This is a genomic window from Vibrio sp. La 4.2.2 (genome assembly GCF_027586995.1).
In the GTDB taxonomy this organism is placed as follows: Bacteria; Pseudomonadota; Gammaproteobacteria; order Enterobacterales; family Vibrionaceae; genus Vibrio; species Vibrio mediterranei.
In genome coordinates, this window is sequence record NZ_JAPPTJ010000006.1 from 166,147 (window position 1) to 189,619 (window position 23,473).

At 44.2% G+C, this 23,473-nt stretch carries 17 protein-coding genes; 6 read left to right on the plus strand and 11 right to left on the minus strand.

Annotation, left to right across the window (positions count from 1 at the left end):
* Positions 1-3: 3 nt before the first annotated feature.
* The 5 genes from OH456_RS15370 to OH456_RS15390 form a co-directional block, all read right to left on the minus strand.
* Positions 4-3,108, minus strand: coding sequence for a beta-galactosidase (locus tag OH456_RS15370; protein ID WP_270033795.1), 3,105 nt, complete (start codon positions 3,106-3,108; stop codon positions 4-6).
* A gap of 13 nt (positions 3,109-3,121) precedes the next feature.
* A complete protein-coding gene (locus OH456_RS15375) occupies positions 3,122-3,937 on the minus strand; it encodes a carbohydrate ABC transporter permease (protein WP_006071941.1) in 816 nt (271 codons plus the stop codon).
* Entirely contained in the window at positions 3,937-4,854 is a 918-nt protein-coding gene (locus tag OH456_RS15380) for a carbohydrate ABC transporter permease (protein ID WP_006071943.1), read from the minus strand. The genes OH456_RS15375 and OH456_RS15380 overlap by 1 nt, the downstream gene beginning before the upstream one ends.
* 72 nt (positions 4,855-4,926) lie before the next feature.
* Positions 4,927-6,186: an ABC transporter substrate-binding protein gene (locus OH456_RS15385; protein WP_006071952.1), complete on the minus strand. Its 1,260-nt coding sequence runs from the start codon at positions 6,184-6,186 to the stop codon at positions 4,927-4,929.
* A gap of 254 nt (positions 6,187-6,440) precedes the next feature.
* Positions 6,441-7,385: a LysR family transcriptional regulator gene (locus tag OH456_RS15390; RefSeq protein ID WP_252038743.1), complete on the minus strand. Its 945-nt coding sequence runs from the start codon at positions 7,383-7,385 to the stop codon at positions 6,441-6,443.
* Between the two features lie 148 nt (positions 7,386-7,533).
* Between OH456_RS15390 and chrA the strand changes: the two genes are divergently transcribed.
* The 3 genes from chrA (at position 7,534) to OH456_RS15405 (ending at position 11,885) form a co-directional block, all read left to right on the plus strand.
* The gene (gene chrA / locus OH456_RS15395; protein WP_240206582.1) at positions 7,534-8,691 is read left to right on the plus strand and encodes a chromate efflux transporter; all 1,158 of its coding nucleotides are present in this window, start codon (positions 7,534-7,536) and stop codon (positions 8,689-8,691) included.
* A 170-nt stretch (positions 8,692-8,861) separates the two neighbouring features.
* Positions 8,862-9,995 (plus strand): HD domain-containing phosphohydrolase, encoded by a 1,134-nt coding sequence (locus OH456_RS15400; RefSeq protein WP_270033797.1) that lies wholly within the window; start codon positions 8,862-8,864, stop codon positions 9,993-9,995.
* Positions 9,996-10,199: 204 nt separating this feature from the next.
* Positions 10,200-11,885 (plus strand): AMP-binding protein, encoded by a 1,686-nt coding sequence (locus OH456_RS15405; RefSeq protein WP_038222495.1) that lies wholly within the window; start codon positions 10,200-10,202, stop codon positions 11,883-11,885.
* 41 nt (positions 11,886-11,926) lie between these two features.
* Here the strand turns inward: OH456_RS15405 and OH456_RS15410 are convergent, their stop codons facing one another.
* Positions 11,927-12,142, minus strand: a complete 216-nt coding sequence (locus OH456_RS15410; protein WP_006071961.1) for a DUF1127 domain-containing protein — start codon at positions 12,140-12,142, stop codon at positions 11,927-11,929.
* A gap of 91 nt (positions 12,143-12,233) precedes the next feature.
* Between OH456_RS15410 and OH456_RS15415 the strand changes: the two genes are divergently transcribed.
* Positions 12,234-13,175 carry a LysR substrate-binding domain-containing protein gene (locus tag OH456_RS15415; RefSeq protein ID WP_006071963.1) on the plus strand — a complete coding sequence of 314 codons (942 nt, stop codon included), beginning with the start codon at positions 12,234-12,236 and terminating at the stop codon, positions 13,173-13,175.
* Between the two features lie 55 nt (positions 13,176-13,230).
* Here the strand turns inward: OH456_RS15415 and fusA are convergent, their stop codons facing one another.
* Positions 13,231-15,312, minus strand: coding sequence for an elongation factor G (fusA, locus tag OH456_RS15420; protein WP_171389003.1), 2,082 nt, complete (start codon positions 15,310-15,312; stop codon positions 13,231-13,233).
* Between the two features lie 293 nt (positions 15,313-15,605).
* Positions 15,606-16,985: a DNA repair protein RadA gene (gene radA, locus OH456_RS15425; RefSeq protein WP_006071967.1), complete on the minus strand. Its 1,380-nt coding sequence runs from the start codon at positions 16,983-16,985 to the stop codon at positions 15,606-15,608.
* A gap of 262 nt (positions 16,986-17,247) precedes the next feature.
* Here radA and OH456_RS15430 point away from each other — a divergent pair, with 262 nt between their 5' ends.
* Positions 17,248-19,593 carry a PilZ domain-containing protein gene (locus OH456_RS15430; RefSeq protein ID WP_006071969.1) on the plus strand — a complete coding sequence of 782 codons (2,346 nt, stop codon included), beginning with the start codon at positions 17,248-17,250 and terminating at the stop codon, positions 19,591-19,593.
* 51 nt (positions 19,594-19,644) lie between these two features.
* On the opposite strand, the gene serB is transcribed toward OH456_RS15430, so the two are convergent.
* A complete protein-coding gene (gene serB, locus OH456_RS15435) occupies positions 19,645-20,613 on the minus strand; it encodes a phosphoserine phosphatase (RefSeq protein WP_270033800.1) in 969 nt (322 codons plus the stop codon).
* Positions 20,614-20,720: 107 nt separating this feature from the next.
* Between serB and OH456_RS15440 the strand changes: the two genes are divergently transcribed.
* Positions 20,721-21,320, plus strand: coding sequence for a YtjB family periplasmic protein (locus OH456_RS15440; protein WP_031494062.1), 600 nt, complete (start codon positions 20,721-20,723; stop codon positions 21,318-21,320).
* Between the two features lie 95 nt (positions 21,321-21,415).
* Here OH456_RS15440 and deoD read toward each other — a convergent pair whose 3' ends face one another.
* Together deoD and OH456_RS15450 are read right to left on the minus strand one after the other, a co-directional pair.
* Positions 21,416-22,135, minus strand: a complete 720-nt coding sequence (gene deoD, locus OH456_RS15445; RefSeq protein ID WP_006071974.1) for a purine-nucleoside phosphorylase — start codon at positions 22,133-22,135, stop codon at positions 21,416-21,418.
* A gap of 103 nt (positions 22,136-22,238) precedes the next feature.
* Positions 22,239-23,459: a phosphopentomutase gene (locus OH456_RS15450; RefSeq protein ID WP_038225473.1), complete on the minus strand. Its 1,221-nt coding sequence runs from the start codon at positions 23,457-23,459 to the stop codon at positions 22,239-22,241.
* Between the last annotated feature and the right edge of the window lie 14 nt (positions 23,460-23,473).

A 23,473-nucleotide genomic window follows, 5' to 3' on the forward strand; every position in this document is an offset into this window, starting at 1 on the left:
ACGCTATGCGTGCGCTGACATACGCAGCGTCAACTGATAGCGATATTGTTCAGCAAGCAACTTGAATTCTTCATGAACGCTTGGTGTCCATGAGTCATCACCGCCCACGCCCATATGGAAGCCATCGACGCGCACAAACAGTTTTCCGCTGTCCACCAATTCATTGGTATGTTTCGCTGCTTTCATCACTTCAGTGCTATAGCGACTGACGGAGAGGTGGTGCTCACCAGTAATCGATAACGCGCCAATTTGGCTCTGTTTAACATCACTGCGTAGGCCACAATCAGTTGGGAATATATAGGGCGTATGCATCTCTTCAATAGACGCTTGATAACGTCCCATATGCGCCGCCAGTTTTCTATCGCTGTAGTTTTCAAAAGGACCACGTCCATACCAGCTAACTGAATCGATTGTGTTAGCAAGTGCTAACTCCATACCGACTCGAGGCAGTGATGGCAGACCTTTAGCCGCGTTGACCGTTACATCTACGTTGACTTCACCATCATTGAAGACTTGATAAGTCCATAGTGTTTCAAACACTAACTGCCCTTCAAACGTATGAGCGTAGCGAGATTCTACTTGGTGGTATTTGCCACGAGCAAAGTGGTCAAAGCCAATACACTCGGCCGTCAACGATGGCAGACCTGCCGCATCCCAACGAGCTAGCCATGTTGTTGGATCCACTCGGTCAGCTTCACTGGTGCCGATGTCATTATCCAATGGCGCACGGTAGAAGTTATCTTTTGGAGCTTGCAGTAACGACTCTTGTCCTGCCACTAACCAAGACGTTAGATACCCTGTTGCGCTATCAAACGTAATAGATTGCTCACCCGCGGTCAGCGTCAAAGTATCACCTTTCACTACAGCATCAGGCAAACCAGAATCGTTACTTAGTCGCGGTGCTAGACCAAACTTCGCAGGTAGGGTTATTTGCTCAGCTGACACAAGATGACCAGCTTCAGACCATGTGGTTGCTGAGGTTTTTACAATCTCAACATTAAGATGGTAATCACTACCTAACTTAGTTTCTGGTAATGCTTCAGCTAACTGAATATCAAGATGACCTTCTGGAGAGATAATTAACTCCGTAGAGCCTTGAGCAATGGCAAAACCATCTTCTGTAATAGTCCAGTTTAATACCTCATCGCTTGGCGATGTAAATAGGTACTCACTTTGTACTCGAATCACTACAGGCTCAGTAGAGCGAAGAGTAACTTGATGGAATTGCTGCGCCTTTTTCGCTTCAAACAAAGTAGGATGCACGGTGCGGTCAGGGAAAATGAGACCATTGATACAGAACTGTCGGTCATTGATGTCATCACCAAAATCACCGCCATATGCCCAGTACTGAGTACCGTTTTCGTCGGTCTTAGTCAAACCTTGGTCTACCCAGTCCCAAACAAAGCCGCCTTGTAAGCGTGGGTACTCACGGAACACATCCCAGTATTTGTCGAAGCTACCTAAACTGTTCCCCATCGCATGTGCGTATTCGCAAAGGATAAGCGGGCGCTCTTCACCCGGCATTCCAAGCCACTTTTTGATGGCAAGTTTTGGAGTGACCGTTGGGTCGATATGATGACGCTGATCGCTGTCCACACGAGCATACATCGGCACGATAATATCGGTTGCTGCCGTATCGGAACCGCCACCTTCATATTGTACCGGACGTGATGGATCGCGAAGTTTAGTCCATTGGTACATTGCATGATGGTTGTTACCAATACCTGACTCATTGCCTAAAGACCAAATGATAATGGATGGGTGGTTTTTATCGCGCTCAACCAAACGAGTCATTCTACGCATATACGCGTTCATCCATGTGACATCATCTGACAGACGACACATTGGGAACTGACCGTGCGTTTCGATGTTGGCCTCATCAACTAGGTATAAGCCGTATTCGTCACATAACTCATACCAAAGTGGATCATTTGGATAGTGTGCGGTTCGCACTGCATTGAAGTTGTATTGTTTCAGCAGTTTGATGTCTTCAATCATGCCTTCACGAGTCATAGTGTGACCCATTTCTGGATGATGTTCGTGACGGTTAACCCCGCGCACCAACAGTGCCTTACCATTCACCTTCAATTGACCGTCAGTGATCTCAACGCTGCGGAAGCCAACGTTGTATGCTTCACAATCCACCAACTGACCATCTTCGTCATTAAGAGAAACCACTAGACGGTAAAGATTCGGCTCTTCAGCACTCCATTTTTTCGGGTTTTCAATAGCAACCTGATGCTCAGCGACTTCTTGCCACGGACCTTTCTCATCGATGATGCGCTGACCACATAGTGCAGACTTGCGCCCAAAGATGCTATTGCCCAATTCATCAAACAGCTCAATATTGACGCTAAATGGTGAGGCTTTCTCAGTAAGCTTAGTGGTGACGTTTAGCACTGCATCGCGGTAGCACGCATCAAGCTCAGTGTTAACCTGTACATCAGCAATGGCTGTTTTTGGCTTAGTGCGCAGAGTAACGTTACGGAAAATTCCACTCAGCCACCACATATCTTGATCTTCGAGATACGAACCGTCAGACCAACGAAGAACCATCACTGATAATTGGTTTTCACCTTCAACGACAAAGTCAGTCAGGTCGAACTCAGCCGCTAGACGACTGTCTTGAGAATAACCAACCCATACTCCATTACACCAGATATGAAATGCCGAGTTCACACCATCGAAAGTCACGGTTTGGCGCTCATCAGCTTTGATGCTGTCGAGTGTGAATGACACACGATACAACCCTGTTGGGTTATCCTGCGGCACGATTGGTGGGGTATCAGCAAACGGATACTTAACATTGGTATAGATAGGTTTATCAAACCCCTGCAGTTGCCAGTTACTTGGCACTTGAATCGCGTCCCATTGACTGTCGTCAAACTCAGTTTCAACACACGATGCTTCAACCTGCTCCGGTTGAGAGAACAACTTAAATTTCCATTCACCGTTTAGCGAGCGCATATTCTCAGACGGTTGGTTCTCTTTTGCAGCAACTTCACTGTGAAACGCATTAAGCGGCGCATGTGCGTCCAGAACGTTATGATGCGTTACATGCTGGTTTTCCCACTCTCTAGCGGAAATTACTTGATCGAAAGTTCTCATTCTAAACATCTCACTATTTCACAGAGCCAGTCATACCGGCCACAAATTGCTTCTGCATCAAAAAGAATACGGCTAGGGTTGGAATGGTTGCCACCACAGTCCCCACCATAATGATGCCAAAATCAGGGAAGTAGGCTGACGACAAAGAGGACAGCACTAAGTTAATTGTTTTTAGTTCGGCAGATTGCAATACAATCAACGGCCATAAAAAGGCATTCCACGACGTCATAAAGACGATAATAAAGGCAGCCGCGTACGTGGTTTTCATCACGGGCATATAAACAAACAGGTAGATTTTCCAATCTTTCACACCATCAACTCGCGCCGCATCAATAAGTTCTGATGGGAACGCTTTAGTACATTGGCGGAAATAAAACACAATGAATACTGAAGCAATGGTCGGTAGCATCACTGCAAGGTGAGTATCCAACAGACCTGCCTTCGCCATTAGTGTGAACAGTGGAATCATCAGCGCGGCAAATGGAATCATCATTGTCAGCAGCATGGCACTGTAAACACGGTCACGAACCTTGCTCTTATACACTTCAAAACCATAACCAGCCATGGATGAGATTAGCAGCGTAAACAGCGTACTAATAATGGCAATCTTCGAGGTATTGTAGAAAATTAGCCAAAGGTCAATTTGCTCATTCAATTTAGCTAAGTTAATCAGTAATTGGTCACCAAAAGTGAATTTACCCGTATTAACCTGAGTCGTTGTGTTAGTACTGGACACAATCATCCAATAAAACGGAAATAATGAGACTAACGAGAATATTGATAGAAATGCGTACATTAAACCACGCATCGCTTTGTTTTTATTGTTCATTATTTATCCCTCGCAATTCTAAATTGAAGCATTGCTAGAATAGCGGCAAAGAATACGATGACGTACGATACCGTTGCTGCATAACCGAAGTTTGGAACAAACTTAAATGACAGGTCATAGATATACATAGATAACGTTAGAGTTTCATTCGCAGGACCACCAGCGGTAATATTCACCACCTCATCAAATAACTGCAATGTACCAATGGTCGACATAACCGTAGTAAATAGGATTACTGGCTTAAGCAAGGGAACCGTAATAAAGAAGAACTGTTTAATAGGACTCACACCTTCAATACGCGCAGCTTCATAAATTGACTTATCTATGTTCTGCATTGCAGACAAGAAGAAGATCATGTTATAGCCAGTCCAGCGCCACGTAATCGCAATAATAATGGTTACTTTGGCCCAAAATGGGTCAGCCATCCATGGAATTGGGTCGCTTACAATGCCTGTCCACATAAGGAATGAGTTCACAATACCTTCATACGCAAACATACTCTTAAATAGAATCGAGTAAGCTACCAAGGAAGTAACACATGGTAGGAAAATCGCTAAGCGGAATAAGCTTCTGAATTTAAGATTTGGTGAGTTTAAACAAGACGATAATGCTAACGAAAGCAAGATCATAATAGGCACTTGAATAATCAAGAAAATAAACGTATTCGAGAGTGCTTTTAAAAATACAGGATCGTTAAATAAACGAGTTACGTTGCCAAAACCAACGAACTCCATAATAACACCACGTCCAGAGTGCATGGCCATCCAAAGTGAATTCACTATTGGGTAGATCATAAATAAGGACACTAATATGACGGCAGGTAAAACGAAACCCCAGCCATTAATATCATAAAAACGCTGAAAGCTATTTTTATTGTTTTTGGAGTTAGACTTAATCGTCTTGACTAATTCACTCATAATGACACCAACAAAGAGAAGAAAAGGCCCCCACCCTGACTCGCAGCAGAGATGGGGGCAAAGGAAAAACGATTATTGAATTTGATATTTCAGTTGTTGCTCAACACTTTCTAAGACTTTGTCGATTGGTGCACCTTGCATGATTGAAGGCATCTGCGCTGCAATCGCAGCATCGACTTCATAGGTGTACATACCATAGTTAACCGCTGGAATTTCAGCAGCCCACTTGTTGAAGTCTGCGTAAATCTTTTGGTTATTGAAGTAGCTATCTTCATATTGGTAGGCTTGTGTGTTACCAGCTGGTAAGTAAGAACCTACTGCACCTTGCTTCTTAAGAATTTCGTTGTAGAACTCTTTGTCTGAACCAAAAGTTTGATTTAAGAAGTCGATGGCTGTATCTGCTTCTTTCGATGCACTCAATACATACCAGCTTGAACCACCAAGGTTAGAGCTGTTCACTGCTCCTTCTACATTCAAGCGTGGTGTTGGTGCGACCGCCCATTTACCTTCTTGACCTTCACCAGCTTTCACTGATGCTGTAATCCAAACACCAGTCGTAATAGAAGCAACGGCGCCGCTATTTACCGAACCAACCCACTCAGACCAACCAATGGTAGGACGCGCGATTTCTGTCGTATGAAGATCACGGAAAATCTTAATGCCTTCTTCAAGCGCTTTGTTGTTAGCAATGTTTAGGCTACCGTCTTGGTTGAAGTACCAACTGCCTGCACCTTGAATCATGACGCGCAGCAAACCAAGGTCAGATGGATTATTACCTAGCATGGAAACACCAGTTTTCTCTTTCACTTGTTTGCCAATTTCAATGAAACGGTCCCAAGTAATATTTTCCATGTCCTTAGCGCTGAAGCCTGCTTTTTCAAGAATATCAGTACGGTAGTAAAGGCCTGATACCCCAGTATCAAATGGTAGGCCATATACTTCGTCGCCGACGGTCATTACATTCACTTTGTACGGAGCAAACTTAGTGTAATCAACGACATTTGTCATAGGAGCAAATGAGCCAGGATATGACTGTAAGTATTTCTGAGCATTGTAATCTTCAATCAATACCACATCAGGCAATGCCGACGTGATTCCAGACGCTAGCATAGTATGCAGCTTCTGTTCGATATCCGCTTTCGCAAAATCAACGACTTTAATGTTTACATCTTCATGCTTCGCTTCGTATTTCTCGGCAGCTTCTTGCATGATGGCCACATTAAAGTTTGGATCCCATGCCCACACCGTGATGTCTTTCGCGAATGCTGTTTGACTGAAACAAGCTAAACCTACTGCAGAGGCCACTAATCCTTTAACCATTTGCTTCTTCATAACTGTTATTCTCATTTTTTGTAGGGGTTTTTGCTTCCATTTGGAAACGTTTACACAGAGAAATTAGCATTTATTTTTTAGAATTAAAGGGGGAGAGATGGGATTTTTGATCTATTGTCGCTAGAAATTGCTTAGGTTGTGGGTCTGATCACTTTCTTAACAGAATTGTTAGCAGTTAGCCTCCATATGCAACTAACTGCTAAATTTGGATACGTTAACAATTGTTACAGCGCAAACTTGTGTAATCCTTACCACTAAAGTGTGGTTTCATGCAGCGACGATAAAATGGCTTCATATATGGTGTCTTTTAGCCAATGAATTTTATCGCTCATGTGCGACTGCTTCTTCCAAATCATAGAGATATCAAAATCAGCCACGGGCACTGGTGGTGGAGCGGATGTAAGGTTAGTTTGAATCAGGTTAATCTTGGCCATTTTTTCGGGCACTATCGCAAACATCTCACGACCAGTAACTAAACGCCCTATCGTCAGAAAGTTTCGCGAGACGGCAGTGACTTCACGGGATAATCCAATTGACTCTAGCTGCTTATCGACGTTACTCGTGAAGTTACCCTCCGGACTGACTAAGCAATGCGGCAGAGAGGCGAAGGTCTCGATATCCAATTCGCCAACCTTCACCAAACTACTGTCATAGATACAGACGTGTTTTTCAGTGTAGAGCTTTTGCGCACTAAACTGCTGCTCTAAATCGGGAATACTACCGATGATGATGTCTAAGTTTTCCTGCTCACTGACTGAACGATAATTGTGTCGATTAACATTGATGAAACTGACTTTCGCGCCAGGGGCTTGTGACACTATGGCGTCATAAATAGTTGGAGCAAAGATAAACTCCGCGTAATCAGTTAATCCTATTTTGCAGATTCCGCGATAATTCTTTGCCAAGAATTGTTCTGTGGGTAACACGTTAAATTGCACCAGATTTAATATCTGTTCTACCGTTGGATACAGCTCTGCAGCTCGCTCTGTCGGTACCATTTGATGACCTTTGCGTTCAAAAAGTCGGTCCCCACACAAAGTTCGTAACTTAGATAAACTGTGACTCATTGCTGACTGACTGACAAAGCTCTTCTCAGCCGCTACAGACACACTGCGTGTTTGGTAAAGGTGAAAGAATACGATCAACAAATTTAAATCAATGCGTTTCCAATCAATCTTCTCTCGTCCAGTTTCACTCATAGTATCTATCAAATCTATTAATTTGAATCATTATAGATGAGTCAGTAGCATCGGCGCTAATCGAAATTGTTATTTTCATAAGATAGGTGCGCAGGTGTCTACGTTAAGCAAAGAAACCACAAACAACCACTCAAACAGCAATGAGTCATTGTTTGCTATATTTAAGATCTTTTTCGCTCTAGGATGGGTCAGCTTTGGTGGTCCCGCAGCTCATATAGGTTATTTCCGCAATACCTTTGTTGAGAAACTCAATTGGCTAAGCGATGAAGAGTACGCTCAAATTGTTGCTTTAAGCCAATTTCTACCGGGCCCAGGTTCAAGCCAAGTCGGTTTTGCTGTCGGTTATCAACGCGCAGGCATTGGCGGTGGTATCATGGCATTTCTTGGCTTCACACTGCCATCAGTAATCCTCATGCTTGCCCTTGCAGTCTTGAGCAGTCAGCTCACTGAATCCAGTTACTTTCAGAATGTGGTGCACGGCCTGAAACTTCTCGCCGTGTTAGTAGTCGCTGACGCCACGTGGGGTATGTATAAGAATTTCTGCAAGTCTAAACTCACTGTTTCTATTTGTATCGCTACTGCCATTACACTGCTTTTGTTCCAAAGTATTGCTGCGCAAATTCTGGTTTTAGTTGTAGCTGCTCTTTTAGGCGTCCGATATCTCCCAAATACAGAAATCGTAAATACCTCCAGTAAACTGTCTTTCTCTGTATTGCCACTAGTCAGCTTCGTCGTACTTCTTATCGCCCTACCATTTATAGGTCAATGGTCGTCATCGATAGCACTTTTCTCCGATTTCTACCAAGCGGGTAGTTTGGTATTTGGTGGCGGTCACGTGGTTCTTCCTCTGCTACAAAATATTGTGGGTGATCAATTAACGCAAGACGCGTTCTTAACAGGTTATGCCGCAGCACAGGCAGTGCCAGGACCAATGTTCACTTTTGCTACTTACATCGGTTATGAGCTAATGCCTTCGGCACCAGTATGGGGGGCGATTGTTGCAACACTTGGTGTATTTGTTCCTGGCTTTTTGCTCCTTGTCGGCGTGTTAAAAAACTGGCAGCAGCTCGCTAAAATACCGGCGATTTCTGGTGCATTGGTGGGCGTAAACGCCGCCGTAGTTGGTTTGTTATTGTCTGCCCTCTACCAGCCTGTCTTTGTTAGCGCTGTTTTTGGTGCAATGGATCTTGCTTGGGTGCTTTTAGGTGCACTCCTTATGAAGCAGTTTAAACTGCCTATCGTTTGGATGGTGGTGTTCTTTGCTTTTGCAGGGTTACTATCACCAGCCGTGGTAAGTTTAATCTAAATCAATTATCACTCTGATTTTAGGTAATATTTCTCGTCACAGTTTCAGCTTAGTCATACACTAATTAATGAGGGGAGCTCCCCTCATTGCAGTTTCAATTCAATAAAAGGGTTTTATATCGACAAGCAGTGATTAGGTGCTAAAACACCTACACAAACAGGGGGTGAGTTATGAAAAAGGACTGCTCTATTGGGAGCCATCATCGGAGTTCGAGCCGAGGCTCTATTAATGATGAATTAAAACATGCCCATCATGCCATTAGCCTTCATGCTCCCGAAATCGTTAGAATCTCTGTCGCGCTCTTCGATGCCCAGCATGCTAGGTTGAGCACATTTGCGCATAGTACGTTACTAGGAGAGCCCCTGCTTCGATACAGTGCTCCTATTAGCGCTAACTCCGCGCTTGGGCAACTGGCCTGCAAGCATAAACATCGCGTCATTAACGACCTTTCATCAACCATTACCAACTCCTCGCAACACTCGCGTTGGTTGTTACAACAGCCTTATGCGGCCTCATTAACCTTACCCGTCCTCAACGATGGTCACTTTACTGGGTTACTATTTTTAGATGCAAATCAACCTCAGTTTTTCGACAATACTACGGTTGAACAATTAACCTCTTGTACCAATGAGCTCGCTAAAGCGGTCAACGAACAGCGCAGCTACGTCAATGCCATGGCTGATATGGGCTATACCGTTCGTAGTACCAATTTCGAACATCTAGATGAGAGCCTCGATCATGCTTACCGAGTCGGTCAGTACGCAAGGCTCATTGCGCTGCAAGTGGCTGAACTGTATCAACTCGATGATGAAACCATCGACTATATCGTGCACTTTGCAGAGTTACACGACATAGGTAAGTACTCTTCATTGAGTTCGAAACAGAGCTCTCCGTGGCAAGAAATGTGGCATAGCAATGTCGCAATGCAAGGACAAATTCAACAAGGGCTGAAATTAGTCAACCAGCTCGCAAAACAGATCCACGATCGGAAGCCAACCAGCATGACACTGTTAACAGATATCATCCAATATCATCATGAATATTTAGATGGTTCAGGTGCGCCAAACGGACTAAGTCATGCCGAAATTCCGATTGCTGCTCGTATTGTTACCGTTGCTAACATTTTTGATGCCCTAACCAGTCAACGTCATTACAGTGAATCTTGGTCCTTGATCCATGCATTATTGGAACTAGAAAAGATGGTCGCACTCGGCAAGATTGATAGCAATTGTGTGCACGCATTACGCTGCCAGCAAGACGCAATCAAGCTTGTTATGTATTCCACACATATTCCTTGGCATTAAAATCTTATTGGACAGTCTAAATCCTTATATTCCACTTAACTCACATTATTGGAGCTTTTGCTCCAATAATGTGCTTGAGCCCACAATAATCCGTCATTAGCATCTTGCGGTACTTACCCATTGTGACTAGTATTGTAATGTTAACAACAAATTAACATTACAATAACTATAAATTATCGTTCTACACGAAAACGGAGTTCAGGAATGATACTGCCTAATGAAAGCACTCTCTCAAGTTGTACCCTACCGCCGCCCAACGAGATGATCCTAAAGTGGGCGCAAGAAAGACCGAATGAAGTTTACTTAAAACAAATTATCAATCGTGAGTTCGTCGAATTCACTTATGCTGACGTAGCAGATAAAGCATTACGTCTTGTTTCTGCTCTTCGTGGTCTTGGCATACAGCCAGGCGAAAAGGTCGCGCTCATTTCCAAAAACTGCGCAGAGTGGTTTATTTGCGACTTAGCGATGATGCTTGGCGACTACATCAGTGTACCAATTTTCCCAACCGCTGGTGCCGATACCATTGAATACTGTCTAACACACAGTGAAAGTAAGGTGTTGATTGCAGGTAAACTTGATGATGCTAAAGCCACCACCTCTGTCATTGAGTCTCTTGGTGATCTAATCACGATTTCCCTGCCTTACGATACCGCGCCAGATTGCCAGCACACATTTAATCAATTGATCGCTGATAGCAAGCCAAGTGAAGAGCGCCCTGTTCACTATGACGACAAGCTAATGTCATTGGTTTATACCTCAGGTACCTCGGGGCTACCAAAGGGTGCCATGTTGACCTATGGCGCATTTAGCTGGTCGGTACAAAGACTTATCGACCATATTGGCATTGAACCCAACGATCGTCTGTTCTCTTATTTACCGCTAGCTCATATTACTGAGCGAGTGTACATCTTTGGTTCATCAGTAGTAGGAGGCGTGCAGACTGCATTCCCAGAGTCACTAGACACCTTTATCGAAGATGTGAAGATGCAGCGTCCAACACTGTTTATTTCAGTGCCGCGACTATGGACTCTGTTCCAGCAGCGTATTCAAGATAAGCTGCCACAGAAGAAACTCAACATTCTACTTAAGATACCGTTTGTCAATTCATTGATTAAGAAGAAGTTGGCAGACGGCTTAGGACTTGACCAAGCACGAGTACTTGGTTGTGGTTCCGCTCCAGTGCCTCCAGCTCTATTAGATTGGTATCACAGCGTCGGGCTGAATATTACTGAAGCCTGGGGCATGACCGAATCTTTCGCTTACAGTACCATTAACTACCCATTTAGGGCCGACAAAATAGGTACTGTTGGTAACGCAGGCCCAGGTATTGAGCTTAAGATTGCTGAGGATGATGAAATCATGGTTCGAGGACAAGGTCTCTTCTCGGGCTACTACAAAAATGACATTGCGACTCAAGAAGCATTTGATAGCGAAGGATGGTTACATACTGGCGATATCGGCGCTATTGATGGCGAAGGTTATCTAACCATTCAGGGTCGTAAGAAAGACACCTTCAAAACGGCTAAAGGTAAGTTTGTCGCACCTGTACCTATTGAGAAAAAGCTGGCGGAATACAGCCGTGTCGAAATGATGTGTTTAATCGGTTTAGGCTTACCAGCTCCAATCTTACTCGTTGTGCCTCACGACTTCCCTAACTTTGACAAAGCACGCTACGCACGTACTGCTGAGCGTGTCGTTAAGCGCATGAATCAAGAACTTGAGTCTCATGAGCAAATCAAAGGTGTATTAATGGTTAAGGAACCATGGAGTATTGAGAACGGGTTACTGACACCAACACTGAAAATAAAACGCCATTTGCTTGAACAGAAGTATCATGAAGTCGGCCATAGCTGGCCTAAAGATAAGCTGGTCGTTTGGGAAGAGTAACACCCATGCATACTAGATAAAGGCGACGTTAGTCGCCTTTTTTATTTGTATTGCCAAAATGGTCTTCGACTTTCTCGATTGGCCTGTTCTCTAGTCACTCCAATGTCTTCTAACAAATGATCTGGCATTTCCGATAACACTTTTCTAGTACGTTGATTCTGACGCCATTGCCTGACGTAAGTTAAGATTAACTTAGTCAACGAACCTTTCACCGCTCTATCTTGTACATATTGATCGGAGTTGATTGTTTTATCCATTGCCTATCCTCCTCTGTTTTGTATAATTTTTATGCAAAACATCAATATGTGACAAACGATCTATTTTGACTTTGAGTTAAGGAAAACTTAAGTGAAAGAAAAACTGCCTCCCCTTCAAGGACTTTACTATTTCTATAAAGCGGCTGAACTAGGCAGCTTTAAGGTGGCCGCCAATCGCCTGTTTGTTTCAGCGGCTGCAGTAAGTCAACAAATTCGACAGTTGGAAGAGAGCCTAGGTTGTCATTTGTTTTATCGGCAGCACAGGAAAGTGTTATTAACGCCAGAGGGCCAACAACTATATAGAGAACTTGCCAAGGGCTTTGAACATATATTCACCGGAGTTCAGAGTGTCAACCAAGATCCTAACCCCAATCGTTTGTCCATCTCGACATTGCCATCATTTGCTCAACACTGGTTGGTGCCGAGAATACAAAGCTTTCGTCAGCAAAACCCTGATATTGCGCTTTTGATCGAGCCTAATAACCAATTGGTCTCTTTTCAGGATCAATCCGTTGATATTTGTCTACGTTATGGTGAAGGTATCTATGAGGGCGTGCAAAGCCACTTACTCATGGAAGATATTATCTACCCTGTGTGCCACCCGCTGTATCAACAGCAACACCAGATTTATGATGTTCAAGATTTGCATCGAGCCGACCTGATTGAAGATACTTGGCCGGATATGGATTGGAACTTGTGGCTACAACATGTCGGTGCGCCTGTAGGCAATCGAACGCTACAATATAACGGCTCGCACTTCGTTGTCGAAGGCGCACTGTCTGTTCAAGGCGTTGGGCTTATCAAACACAGCCTAGCCTATCGCTATATCAAAGAAGGAACCCTAGTGCGAATCGGCAATTACGCACTCAAGCCTAAATTTGCCTATTACCTGTGTGCTCCAGAGCATTACTTCAATCGACCTAAACTCAAAATCTTTATTCAATGGCTACAGCAAGAAGTCGCTGACTTTAAGCAGTGCGATATGTCTCATTTAGATATTATCGACACCGACTACGTACTCAGGCCGTTATAAAGGCAATAAAAAACCCGCCATAAGGCGGGTTTTATCAGTCAAAGGAAAAGACGAATTACTTCTTCTCTTCTTTTGCTTTAGCAATAACTTCTTCAGCAACGTTTGCTGGACAAGCGCTGTAGTGTGAGAACTCCATAGAGAACTGACCACGACCAGAAGTGATTGTACGTAGGTGACCGATGTAGCCGAACATCTCAGATAGAGGAACGTCAGCTTTAATACGAACACCAGTAGCACCAGCTTGTTGGTCTTTGATCATACCACGACGACGGTTAAGGTCACCGATTACATCACCAACGTTGTCTTCTGGAGAGAACACGTCAACGTGCATGATTGGCTCTAGAAGTTGAGCACCAGCTTTTGGCATAGATTGACGGAATGCACCTTTCGCTGCGATTTCGAATGCGATTGCAGACGAGTCAACTGCGTGGAAACCACCGTCGTATAGTTCAACTTCAACGTCTAGCGTTGGGAAGCCAGCTAGAACACCAGTTTCCATCATAGATGCGAAACCTTTCTCAACTGCAGGCCAGAATTCTTTAGGTACGTTACCACCAACAACTGTTGAAGAGAACGTGAAGCCAGAGTTTGGCTCACCTGGTTTGATACGGTAGTCAATCTTACCGAACTGACCAGAACCACCAGACTGTTTCTTGTGCGTGTAGCTATCTTCAACTGCTTGAGTGATAGTTTCACGGTAAGCAACCTGTGGTTGACCTACTTCAAGCTCAACGCCGTAAGTACGCTTCAGGATGTCTACTTTGATGTCTAGGTGAAGTTCACCCATACCTTTCAGGATAGTTTCACCTGAATCTTCGTCAGTCTCAACCTGGAATGATGGATCTTCTGCAACCATCTTACCGATCGCGATACCCATTTTCTCTGTAGAACCTTTGTCCTTAGGAGAAACAGCAATAGAGATTACTGGTTCAGGGAAGATCATTGGCTCAAGAGTACACTCGTGCTTAGGATCACATAGAGTGTGACCAGTTTGAACGTTCTTCATACCAACAACAGCGATGATGTCACCAGCTTGTGCAGTAGTTAGTTCGTTACGCTCATCTGCTTGCATCTCAACCATACGGCCGATACGCTCAGTTTTACCAGTTGCAGAGTTAAGGATTGTGTCACCCTTGTTCATTACACCTGAGTAGATACGGATAAACGTTAGAGCACCGAAACGGTCGTCCATGATCTTAAATGCTAGAGCACGTAGTGGCTCATCAGCAGATACAGTTGCAACTTCGCCAGTTGGTTCACCAGTTTCTGGATCAGTTAGAGGCTGAGGATCTACTTCAGTTGGAGCTGGTAGATAGTCAACAACTGCGTCAAGAACTAGCTGAACACCCTTGTTCTTAAATGCAGAACCACAGAATGTTGGGAAGAATGCTAGGTCACGAGTACCTTTACGGATACAACGCTTGATGTCTTCGATTGAAGGCTCTTCACCTTCCATGTACGCTTCCATTAGGTCATCGTCTTGCTCAACAGCAGTTTCGATAAGCTCTTCACGGTAAGCTTCAACGTCGTCAACCATGTCAGCTGGAACGTCTTTAACTTCGTAGTTTTCTGGAAGACCAGAGTCATCCCATACGTATGCTTTACGGCTTAGTAGGTCTACAACACCAACGAAGTCGTCTTCACGACCGATTGGAAGAACCATTACTAGTGGGTTTGCAGCAAGAACGTTCTTAACTTGATCAACTACGTTGAAGAAGTCTGCACCCATACGGTCAAGTTTGTTAACGAAGATGATACGAGATACTTCTGATTCGTTCGCATAGCGCCAGTTAGTTTCTGACTGAGGCTCAACACCACCAGAACCACAGAATACACCGATACCACCATCTAGTACTTTCAGAGAACGATATACTTCAACTGTAAAGTCAACGTGTCCAGGAGTATCGATAACGTTTAGACGGTGATCGTTCCAGAAACAGCTAACTGCCGCTGATTGGATAGTAATACCACGCTCAGCTTCCTGCTCCATGAAGTCAGTAGTTGATTCACCATCATGAACTTCACCAGTCTTATGGATTTGGCCAGTCAGTTTTAGGATACGCTCAGTTGTTGTGGTTTTACCCGCATCAACGTGCGCGAAAATACCAATATTTCTGTATTTTGATAAATCAGTCATCGTTTTACTCTGTTAATAGGATATAAAATGCGCGCAGAGTATATCACAATCTGTCAAGACGGATAGCTTTGCGTGCATTCGTATTAAAAAAAAGTTATGCCTTCGCGGCGTATTAAGGTGCCAAATAGAGCAAAACTGCCTCTAAACGCTTGTTACACCTAGCTTCATCCGTGTTGGCTACTGTTGTTAGTTCGCAGTTAATTTTAGCTGCTCTTCGTGATTTTTCGATGTCATTTCGTAAAATCATACATTTTGTTGGCGACATTCTACCTAATTTTTCACAAAAACCATCATTAAAGTTCATCGAAAGCAGAAATCGCTTCAGATAGCTTCTTAACTCCGTGGATTTGCATACCTTCAATACCGCCTTTTGGCATATTTGCCGCTGGTACAATGGCTTTTTTGAAACCGTGCTTAAACGCTTCCATTAATCGCTCTTGACCACTTGGAACCGGACGAATTTCACCCGCCAGCCCAACTTCACCAAACACGACGACATCTTTAGGTAGTGGACGGTCTCTAAAGCTTGAAAGCAAGGCCATCACCAAGGCAAGGTCAGCACTGGTTTCGGTCACTTTGACACCACCAACCACATTCACAAATACATCTTGATCAGCCATTTGCAGACCGCCATGTTTATGCAAAACAGCAAGCAATAAAGACAAGCGATTTTGCTCTAAGCCAACTGCAACTCGGCGTGGGTTTGCTAGCTGGCTATAATCTACCAGTGCTTGAATCTCAACCAATAGTGGACGCGTACCTTCCCACACCACCATAACCGAGCTGCCTGACGTTTCTTCTTCACCACGAGAGAGGAAAATCGCCGAAGGGTTACTCACTTCCTTCAAACCTTGTCCCGTCATGGCGAATACGCCTAGCTCATTGACCGCACCAAAACGGTTTTTGTGGCTACGTAACGTTCTAAATCGGCTGTCCGTTCCACCGTCGAGCAACACCGAACAGTCAATAATATGTTCAAGAACCTTAGGACCTGCCAACGTTCCATCTTTAGTCACGTGACCAACAATGAAGATAGCAACGTTATTCTGTTTAGCATATCGAGTTAATGCGGTTGCCGACTCTCTTACCTGAGCCACACTGCCTGGCGACGATTGAACATCAGCCACATGCATAACTTGGATGGAGTCAATAACCATCAGCTTCGGTTGTTCCTTCTCTGCTACTTGGCAAATACGATCAACGTTGGTTTCAGACAGCATTTTTAGGTGCTCTTTTGGCAAGCCTAAACGAGACGCTCGCATGGCAACCTGCTGCAAGGATTCTTCACCCGTTACGTAAAGGGTTGGCATTTGCGACGATAACCAGCACATTGCTTGTAAAAGCAGTGTCGATTTACCTGCCCCTGGGTTACCACCAATGAGGATAGCTGCCCCAGGGACAACACCACCACCAAGTACACGATCAAGTTCTTTAAAACCACTGGTAAATCGAGGGACCTCTTGCAAGTCAATCTCAGATAAGGTTTGGACGCTAGATTCCGTGGAACTGCCTGCGTAACCGGTCAAGCGTTCATTACGAGCGACTTGAGGTGATGCCGCTAAACGAACCTCACTGATGGTGTTCCAACTACCACATGCATTACATTGCCCCTGCCAACGAGGGAAGTCAGCCCCACAGTCATTACATACATAAGCTCTTTTCGCTTTTGCCATTTTTAACTCAACCCGTCACGATAATTACTCAAACAAATGCAATCCATTGCACCTTTTATTGAGAAATGTATTAATTTTCGAAAATGTTCGGCGATAAAATTTGTCAAGAATCGACAAGAATCTAAAAATAGATCCGATAATTACCTTATATTTATCAGTAGATAACATTAAGGTTTTCGGCATGGTAGCCGATATAATAGCTTCACGCTGTGCTATTTCTTGATGACACTCATCATCTCAAAGGGACACTTTAACAAAACTCATGCAGCAACCTGAAATACTTTCCATCGCAGAACGCTTGATTTCGGCGTATCACGCTGATGACTTTGATTATGTACTTAGTCAAGTGACCGAGGGTGAGTCTCCCTCGACAAAACTCCTGGTTAAAATGGAACTTAATCGCCTTATGGCCCCTTGCCATAAGCGTATTGACCTTCGTGGTCGAGTCACCAGCAATTGCCACGAGTATCAACTTAATGGGCTAGCTCACTGGCTTGATGACCGTGCATTTGATAGTTACCACAAACTGACCAAGAAATTTGGCGGCTACACCGAAGGCGTATGGGAATCGTTAGTTAATAAGAAAACCTTGAGCAATCTTGGTGATGAGCAACGCGCCGCACATGAGGGCGAGTTGACCGATCCACAAAGTCCTTATCTGGCGGACGCCATTAACTTAGGTTACGACCTGAAGCGTAAAGAGAATCGCCTTAAACTCGAATCTCAAGTATCTATTCAATTGGAAAATGGAGACGTAGTCACTGGGCTTAGTGTCGATCTCTCCAGTTCAGGTGCCAAATTCAAAGTGCCAGGTACCTTTGATTACGACTTAGGCCAAGTGATTAGTGTTAGCTTTGACGAACTCGCCCAAACCAGTCAAGTTAAGGAAATCACCAAACCGATCGAATACCGTGTACTCGGTGTCGATGGTCTACACGGTGTCTCCCCGGTTAAGTATCTAAGAACACTAAGATTGTCGCGCACTAATGCGGTCGAAATGGTGGTTGAAAAGCTACTGAATACTGAATCAAAAAAAATCCGCCACGATAACCAAGATAGGATTACCCGAGCTCGTACTCGAGGTTTTGAACACAGTTATCTTAAACACGCCTGTAACTTACCGCTGTTTTTTAGCGGTAATGAACTGAAGGTGGCACTGCTAACAGAAAATAACCAAGACATTTGGCACTACTGGCATGATGAGCGTAATCAACAATCGCTGGGGGCTTTGTTTTCTCGAGAGAGAATGGATTTACTGGTCAAAGCAGGCATCAAAGGCTGTAGCAACGTACTTTATACCTTTACCCACGAACATCAGGGGATGAAACTGTTTTATTCCATGATGATGCCAGAGGCAGATCGTCAAGAACGTCAATTGTTCTGGCATATTGGCGGACGTCGAGATAGTTGGAAAGCGTTTCGTCTCTCCGTATTCGAGCTGTCCGAAGAAGACGTCACCACGATTTCGCACAACTACAGCGATCTCGTGAATGGTAATGAAAAATTGACTCACTTCGGTATTCTGCAGGAGATCAGTGATGCTAATTCAGCCGCTGACTACCTATTTACAGAAAAACCTCGTCTTCCGGCTAACAGTCTAAATCGCTTTAGACACCCAAGAAAAGTAGAAAGCCAGCCAAGAGGGTTGTATTTCGATGCGCAATCCAGACGAAAAGAACCGCGATATCAATTCAGCACGCCGCTGTTTGTTCAATGTGATGAAAACACTGTTATTCGTGGAAAAACGCTCGACTTGTCTAAACGTGGTGCAAGCATAGAGCTATTGGAACCGTTGCCTGTCAAAACAGGGGCATTAATCTCGATAGATTACTTGGAGCTGAAACGTTATAACGACAGATTGCCATTGAACCGAGTCCCCTATGAGGTGGTTCGGTTATCCCAGGATCGCAAAACCGTACATTTATCGATTGTCGAATCCGGCAAAACCATCAAGACCATCGCCTTTTTCAATGGCATGATTGATAACAACCAAGATAAGCTGATCGCTAAACAAGAGCTGCTTCCAAGTCCCGCTTTACTGGAATCATTGCATAACGTCTTATTGGCTAAAATGGTCTCAACACCTATCTATATCGATAAACGAGGGACCTCAATAAAGAGTCGCACTGTTGGCGTCAATTTCCCTCTGCCAGGCTATATGCAGTTCTTGGAGCGAATTGGCCACAATCAAAAATTTGCCTTAGAACCTATTTTTAAAGGACGCAGCAATACGTTAATTGCAGAACCAATGAAGAAGAAGCCCGGAGCAAAGCCGGTCTATCACGAACTGTATATTGGAGTATTGAAACTAGGGCAACGTATTCAGTCGATTCATACCAAATTACGTGAAGACTTTGAGTCCACCCAAAGCCGGATTAAGTTCATTAAAGATGCGCTAAGTATGGGCGAACTCTACGTGTTAAGAATTTCCTCTGGTCCGGTGTATGATGCTTTGACAACCTTGATGAAGAAAGACATCAATGAACTGCTTTCGTTGAGTTTGAGCCACGCTCGCAACTTAGAAAATGAGATGACATCAATTTGCGGCTATTGCGAGCTTATCGACATTACAGAAGAAGTATTAATTCGCTTAGAGCTAAATCATTAAGCTTCATCCATAAAACAAAGGGCGCTCAATGCGCCCTTTGTTATCTTTCACTTACCAGTTGATTCGTTTTTGTCTTGCGAGCAACCCTGACAGCACACACACAACCCCACCTAAACCTGCATGGTTAATGGCTACCTGTGCCTGAGCTTCAACTTTAGGTTTTGCGTGATACGCAATACCTAAACCAGCCGCCGCCATCATCACCAAGTCATTGGCACCATCACCCACGGCAATGGTGTTATGCGGCTCAACATCATACTCTTCCGCTAACTCTAGCAAGATGTCTGCTTTAGTTTGTGCTGAGACGACATCCCCAAGCACCTCGCCAGTCAGTTTGCCATTTTCAATCGCCAACGTATTTGATTGAGCAAAATCCAAATTCAATTTCTGCTTTAAGAAATCAGAAAAATAGGTAAATCCACCAGACGCAATCGCCGTTTTCCAGCCATAAGACTGAAGAGTTTTTAGCATTTCTTCTAACTCTGGCATTAATGGCAACTGTGAACGAACGCTCTCAAGAATCGCTTCATCTGCACCTTTTAATGTTGCAACACGTTGGCGCAAACTCGCCTCAAAATCCAACTCTCCTTGCATAGCTCGCTCTGTTACTTCTGCAACCTGCTCACCTACTCCAGCAAGTTTGGCGATTTCGTCAATACACTCAATCTGAATGGCGGTCGAGTCCATATCCAAGACAATCACACCCGGCTTATTGAGGTCGGGAACATCATACAATGCTGCGCAATCCACTTTGAGCTCATTCAGAATCACTTTATGGTCGGCGGTTAACTGGCCATCCATCAGTGCCACTTCATATTGCCCAACCTGCCAAATGTCGAGAATTCGGCTGGTTTCACCGATATAGAAATCCATATCATTGAAAATATCAGGAGACAAATAATGAGAATACATAATCCAACTGGCTTTATTTTTCTCCAGTTGATGAGACGTGAGTGTCTCAGGAAAACGTTCCTTCAATGGAATACGTTTGGTAATCGCTAACGGCTTTACAGCGTCCATGGCTAATCCTTCCTTTAAAAAGCTCCTAAAACGTTAACCTATTGCAATTTGGTTGTGCAAGCATCAATATGAACCAATCAGTAATTTCATAGTACTTTTAAACTTATATGGACGGTTCGCTGTTTTCGTTTCGCAACTTTTTGAGGTTAGTAGCGCTTTGCTTAATCGCTGCTATGGTGTTCTTCATCACAACAAATAGCTTTGTTATCAGTAAAGGTAACGAGCGCATTCAAGCGAATCAGTTAGAAGTGCTTTCTAAAGTTCTGATTTCTCAGGCCTCACTCTCTGCTAGACAGATGCTGATTGATCAAGACCAAGAGCGTTTAGGTGCTCTGACCAACCAGTTAGCACAAGAACGTCTGGTGTTAGATGCGACCGTTTATGATTCTGAAGGGGTCAAAATTGCCGCCAGTACAGACGCCAAAACGGCGCGCGAAGTCCTAGGGCTCGATACTCCACTCTCAACTGCCAGCATTGGCCGCCAACAACTAGTCGAGCCGATCATCAACGATCATACCATCATAGGTTTTGTTCGAATCACCTTTGAAACTGGTAAGGTAACCGCAATATCCGATCATCACTACCGCAAGAGTGATCGCTTTATGTATATGATGATCTTGATGAGTTTTATCTCTGGTGTGCTACTGATGGTCATCGTTAGAAAACAACCGAAAACCAAAGGCGAGAATTTACTGCTCAAGCAATAGAATGCTCGTGTACCTTTTGAAAACATAAGCCATTCCCAGATACAAAAAAGCCTCGCACAAGCGAGGCTTTTTTACATACGTTATTAGCGTCTTGCTTATTCTGCGTCACCTAGCAAAACAGAATCTAGAGCAATCTCCATCATTTCATTAAATGTGGTTGCACGCTCATCAGAGGTCGTTTGCTCACCAGTCTTGATATGGTCAGATACGGTGCAGATAGCCAGTGCTTTTGCTCCGTATTCTGCTGCAACACCGTAGATACCTGCCGCTTCCATCTCAACACCAACAATGCCATATTTGTCCATTACATCGAACATTTCAGGATCAGGAGTGTAGAACAGCTCAGCAGAGAATAGGTTACCCACTTTTACGTTGATACCGCGAGCTTTTGCCGCTTCTTCAGCGTTCTTCACCATGTTGTAGTCAGCAATCGCCGCAAAGTCATGGTTCTTAAAGCGAATACGGTTCACTTTAGAATCAGTACATGCGCCCATACCAATAACAACGTCGCGCACTTTGATGTCTTCGTTAACCGCACCGCAACTACCTACACGGATAATCTTCTTAACACCAAAATCTTTGATCAGTTCAGTAACGTAAATAGAGCATGATGGAATACCCATACCGTGACCCATTACAGAGATACGACGACCTTTGTAAGTGCCTGTGTAGCCATACATATTACGTACATCACACACTTGTACCGCATCATCCAAAAACGTATCAGCAATGTATTTTGCGCGAAGTGGATCGCCCGGCATCAATACTACGTCTGCAAAATCACCCATTTCCGCATTAATGTGAGGAGTAGCCATGACTGTTTCCCTTTATTCTCAGTGCTTGTTCCTAGGACTTAGTGCCTAGAGATATGTTAAATGTACAACGCTCAAGTGAGACTTGAGCGTTGTTCGTTAATGATTATAGGAAGTTCTTTCCGTAATCCATTGAGGATGTACCAAAGTAGCTTGCAAGGCTTTGACCAATATCAGCAAAGCTATCACGAAGACCTAAAGAACCTGCTGGAACCTTGTGACCATAAACGATAACAGGAATGTGTTCACGTGTATGGTCAGTACCTGGCCAAGTTGGGTCACAACCATGGTCAGCCGTCAGAATAAGAACATCGTCTTCTTCCATCAGTTCAATTACTTCGTGAATACGAGAATCGAAGTACTCAAGCGCAGCTGCATAACCCGCCACATCACGACGGTGACCATACGCTGAATCAAAATCAACAAAGTTAGTGAAAACGATCGTGTTGTCGCCCGCTTCTTTGATTTGCTCTTTGGTTGCTTCAAATAGCGCTGGAATGCCTGTGGCTTTCACTTTCTTAGTGATACCGCAGTTCGCGTAAATATCAGCAATCTTACCGATAGATACCACTTGTCCCTGCTTCTCTTCAACAAGCTTCGACAACACGGTTGGCGCTGGCGGTTCAACAGAAAGGTCACGACGGTTACCCGTGCGCTCAAATTGCCCTTTACCTGGACCAATAAATGGACGCGCGATAACACGACCAATATTGTAATCCTCAAGCTCTTCACGAGCGATTTGGCAAAGCTCAAGCAGACGATCTAAACCATAAGTTTCTTCATGACATGCAATCTGGAAAACTGAATCCGCTGACGTATAGAAGATAGGTTTGCCCGTCTTCATATGCTCTTCACCCAGGTCATCAAGTACTTGAGTCCCTGATGCGTGACAGTTACCTAAAAAGCCATCTAAACCTGCACGTTCTAGAATGCGGTCGGTCAGCTCTTTCGGGAAACTATTTTGCTTATCCGTGAAGTAGCCCCAATCAAACAAAACAGGAACACCAGCAATTTCCCAGTGACCAGACGGAGTATCTTTACCTGACGATAACTCTGCTGCGTGACCATAAGCACCGACAATTTCGACGTCATCACGAAGGCCCTGTGCCAAAGCACCTGTAGACTCTTTATGCGCCATGGCTAGGCCGAGCTTGCTCAAATTCGGTAGCTTTAGCTCACCGCTGCGCTGATCGTTATCAGCCAAACCTTTTGCACACTGCTCTGCAATATGACCCAGTGTATCTGAGCCTACATCACCAAATTGCTCAGCATCGGCTGCTGCGCCAATACCAAATGAATCTAATACTAAAATAAATGCGCGTTTCATAATTTCTCCTCACG

Excerpts from the sequence above, each read along its gene's own strand:
- OH456_RS15370 (WP_270033795.1), bottom strand. The coding sequence starts at position 3,108 with ATGAGAACTTTCGATCAAGTAATTTCCGCTAGAGAGTGGGAAAACCAG.
- OH456_RS15375 (WP_006071941.1), bottom strand. The coding sequence starts at position 3,937 with ATGAACAATAAAAACAAAGCGATGCGTGGTTTAATGTACGCATTTCTA.
- OH456_RS15380 (WP_006071943.1), bottom strand. The coding sequence starts at position 4,854 with ATGAGTGAATTAGTCAAGACGATTAAGTCTAACTCCAAAAACAATAAA.
- OH456_RS15385 (WP_006071952.1), bottom strand. The coding sequence starts at position 6,186 with ATGAAGAAGCAAATGGTTAAAGGATTAGTGGCCTCTGCAGTAGGTTTA.
- OH456_RS15390 (WP_252038743.1), bottom strand. The coding sequence starts at position 7,385 with ATGAGTGAAACTGGACGAGAGAAGATTGATTGGAAACGCATTGATTTA.
- OH456_RS15400 (WP_270033797.1), top strand. The coding sequence starts at position 8,862 with ATGAAAAAGGACTGCTCTATTGGGAGCCATCATCGGAGTTCGAGCCGA.
- OH456_RS15405 (WP_038222495.1), top strand. The coding sequence starts at position 10,200 with ATGATACTGCCTAATGAAAGCACTCTCTCAAGTTGTACCCTACCGCCG.
- OH456_RS15410 (WP_006071961.1), bottom strand. The coding sequence starts at position 12,142 with ATGGATAAAACAATCAACTCCGATCAATATGTACAAGATAGAGCGGTG.
- fusA (WP_171389003.1), bottom strand. The coding sequence starts at position 15,312 with ATGACTGATTTATCAAAATACAGAAATATTGGTATTTTCGCGCACGTT.
- radA (WP_006071967.1), bottom strand. The coding sequence starts at position 16,985 with ATGGCAAAAGCGAAAAGAGCTTATGTATGTAATGACTGTGGGGCTGAC.
- OH456_RS15430 (WP_006071969.1), top strand. The coding sequence starts at position 17,248 with ATGCAGCAACCTGAAATACTTTCCATCGCAGAACGCTTGATTTCGGCG.
- serB (WP_270033800.1), bottom strand. The coding sequence starts at position 20,613 with ATGGACGCTGTAAAGCCGTTAGCGATTACCAAACGTATTCCATTGAAG.
- OH456_RS15440 (WP_031494062.1), top strand. The coding sequence starts at position 20,721 with ATGGACGGTTCGCTGTTTTCGTTTCGCAACTTTTTGAGGTTAGTAGCG.
- deoD (WP_006071974.1), bottom strand. The coding sequence starts at position 22,135 with ATGGCTACTCCTCACATTAATGCGGAAATGGGTGATTTTGCAGACGTA.
- OH456_RS15450 (WP_038225473.1), bottom strand. The coding sequence starts at position 23,459 with ATGAAACGCGCATTTATTTTAGTATTAGATTCATTTGGTATTGGCGCA.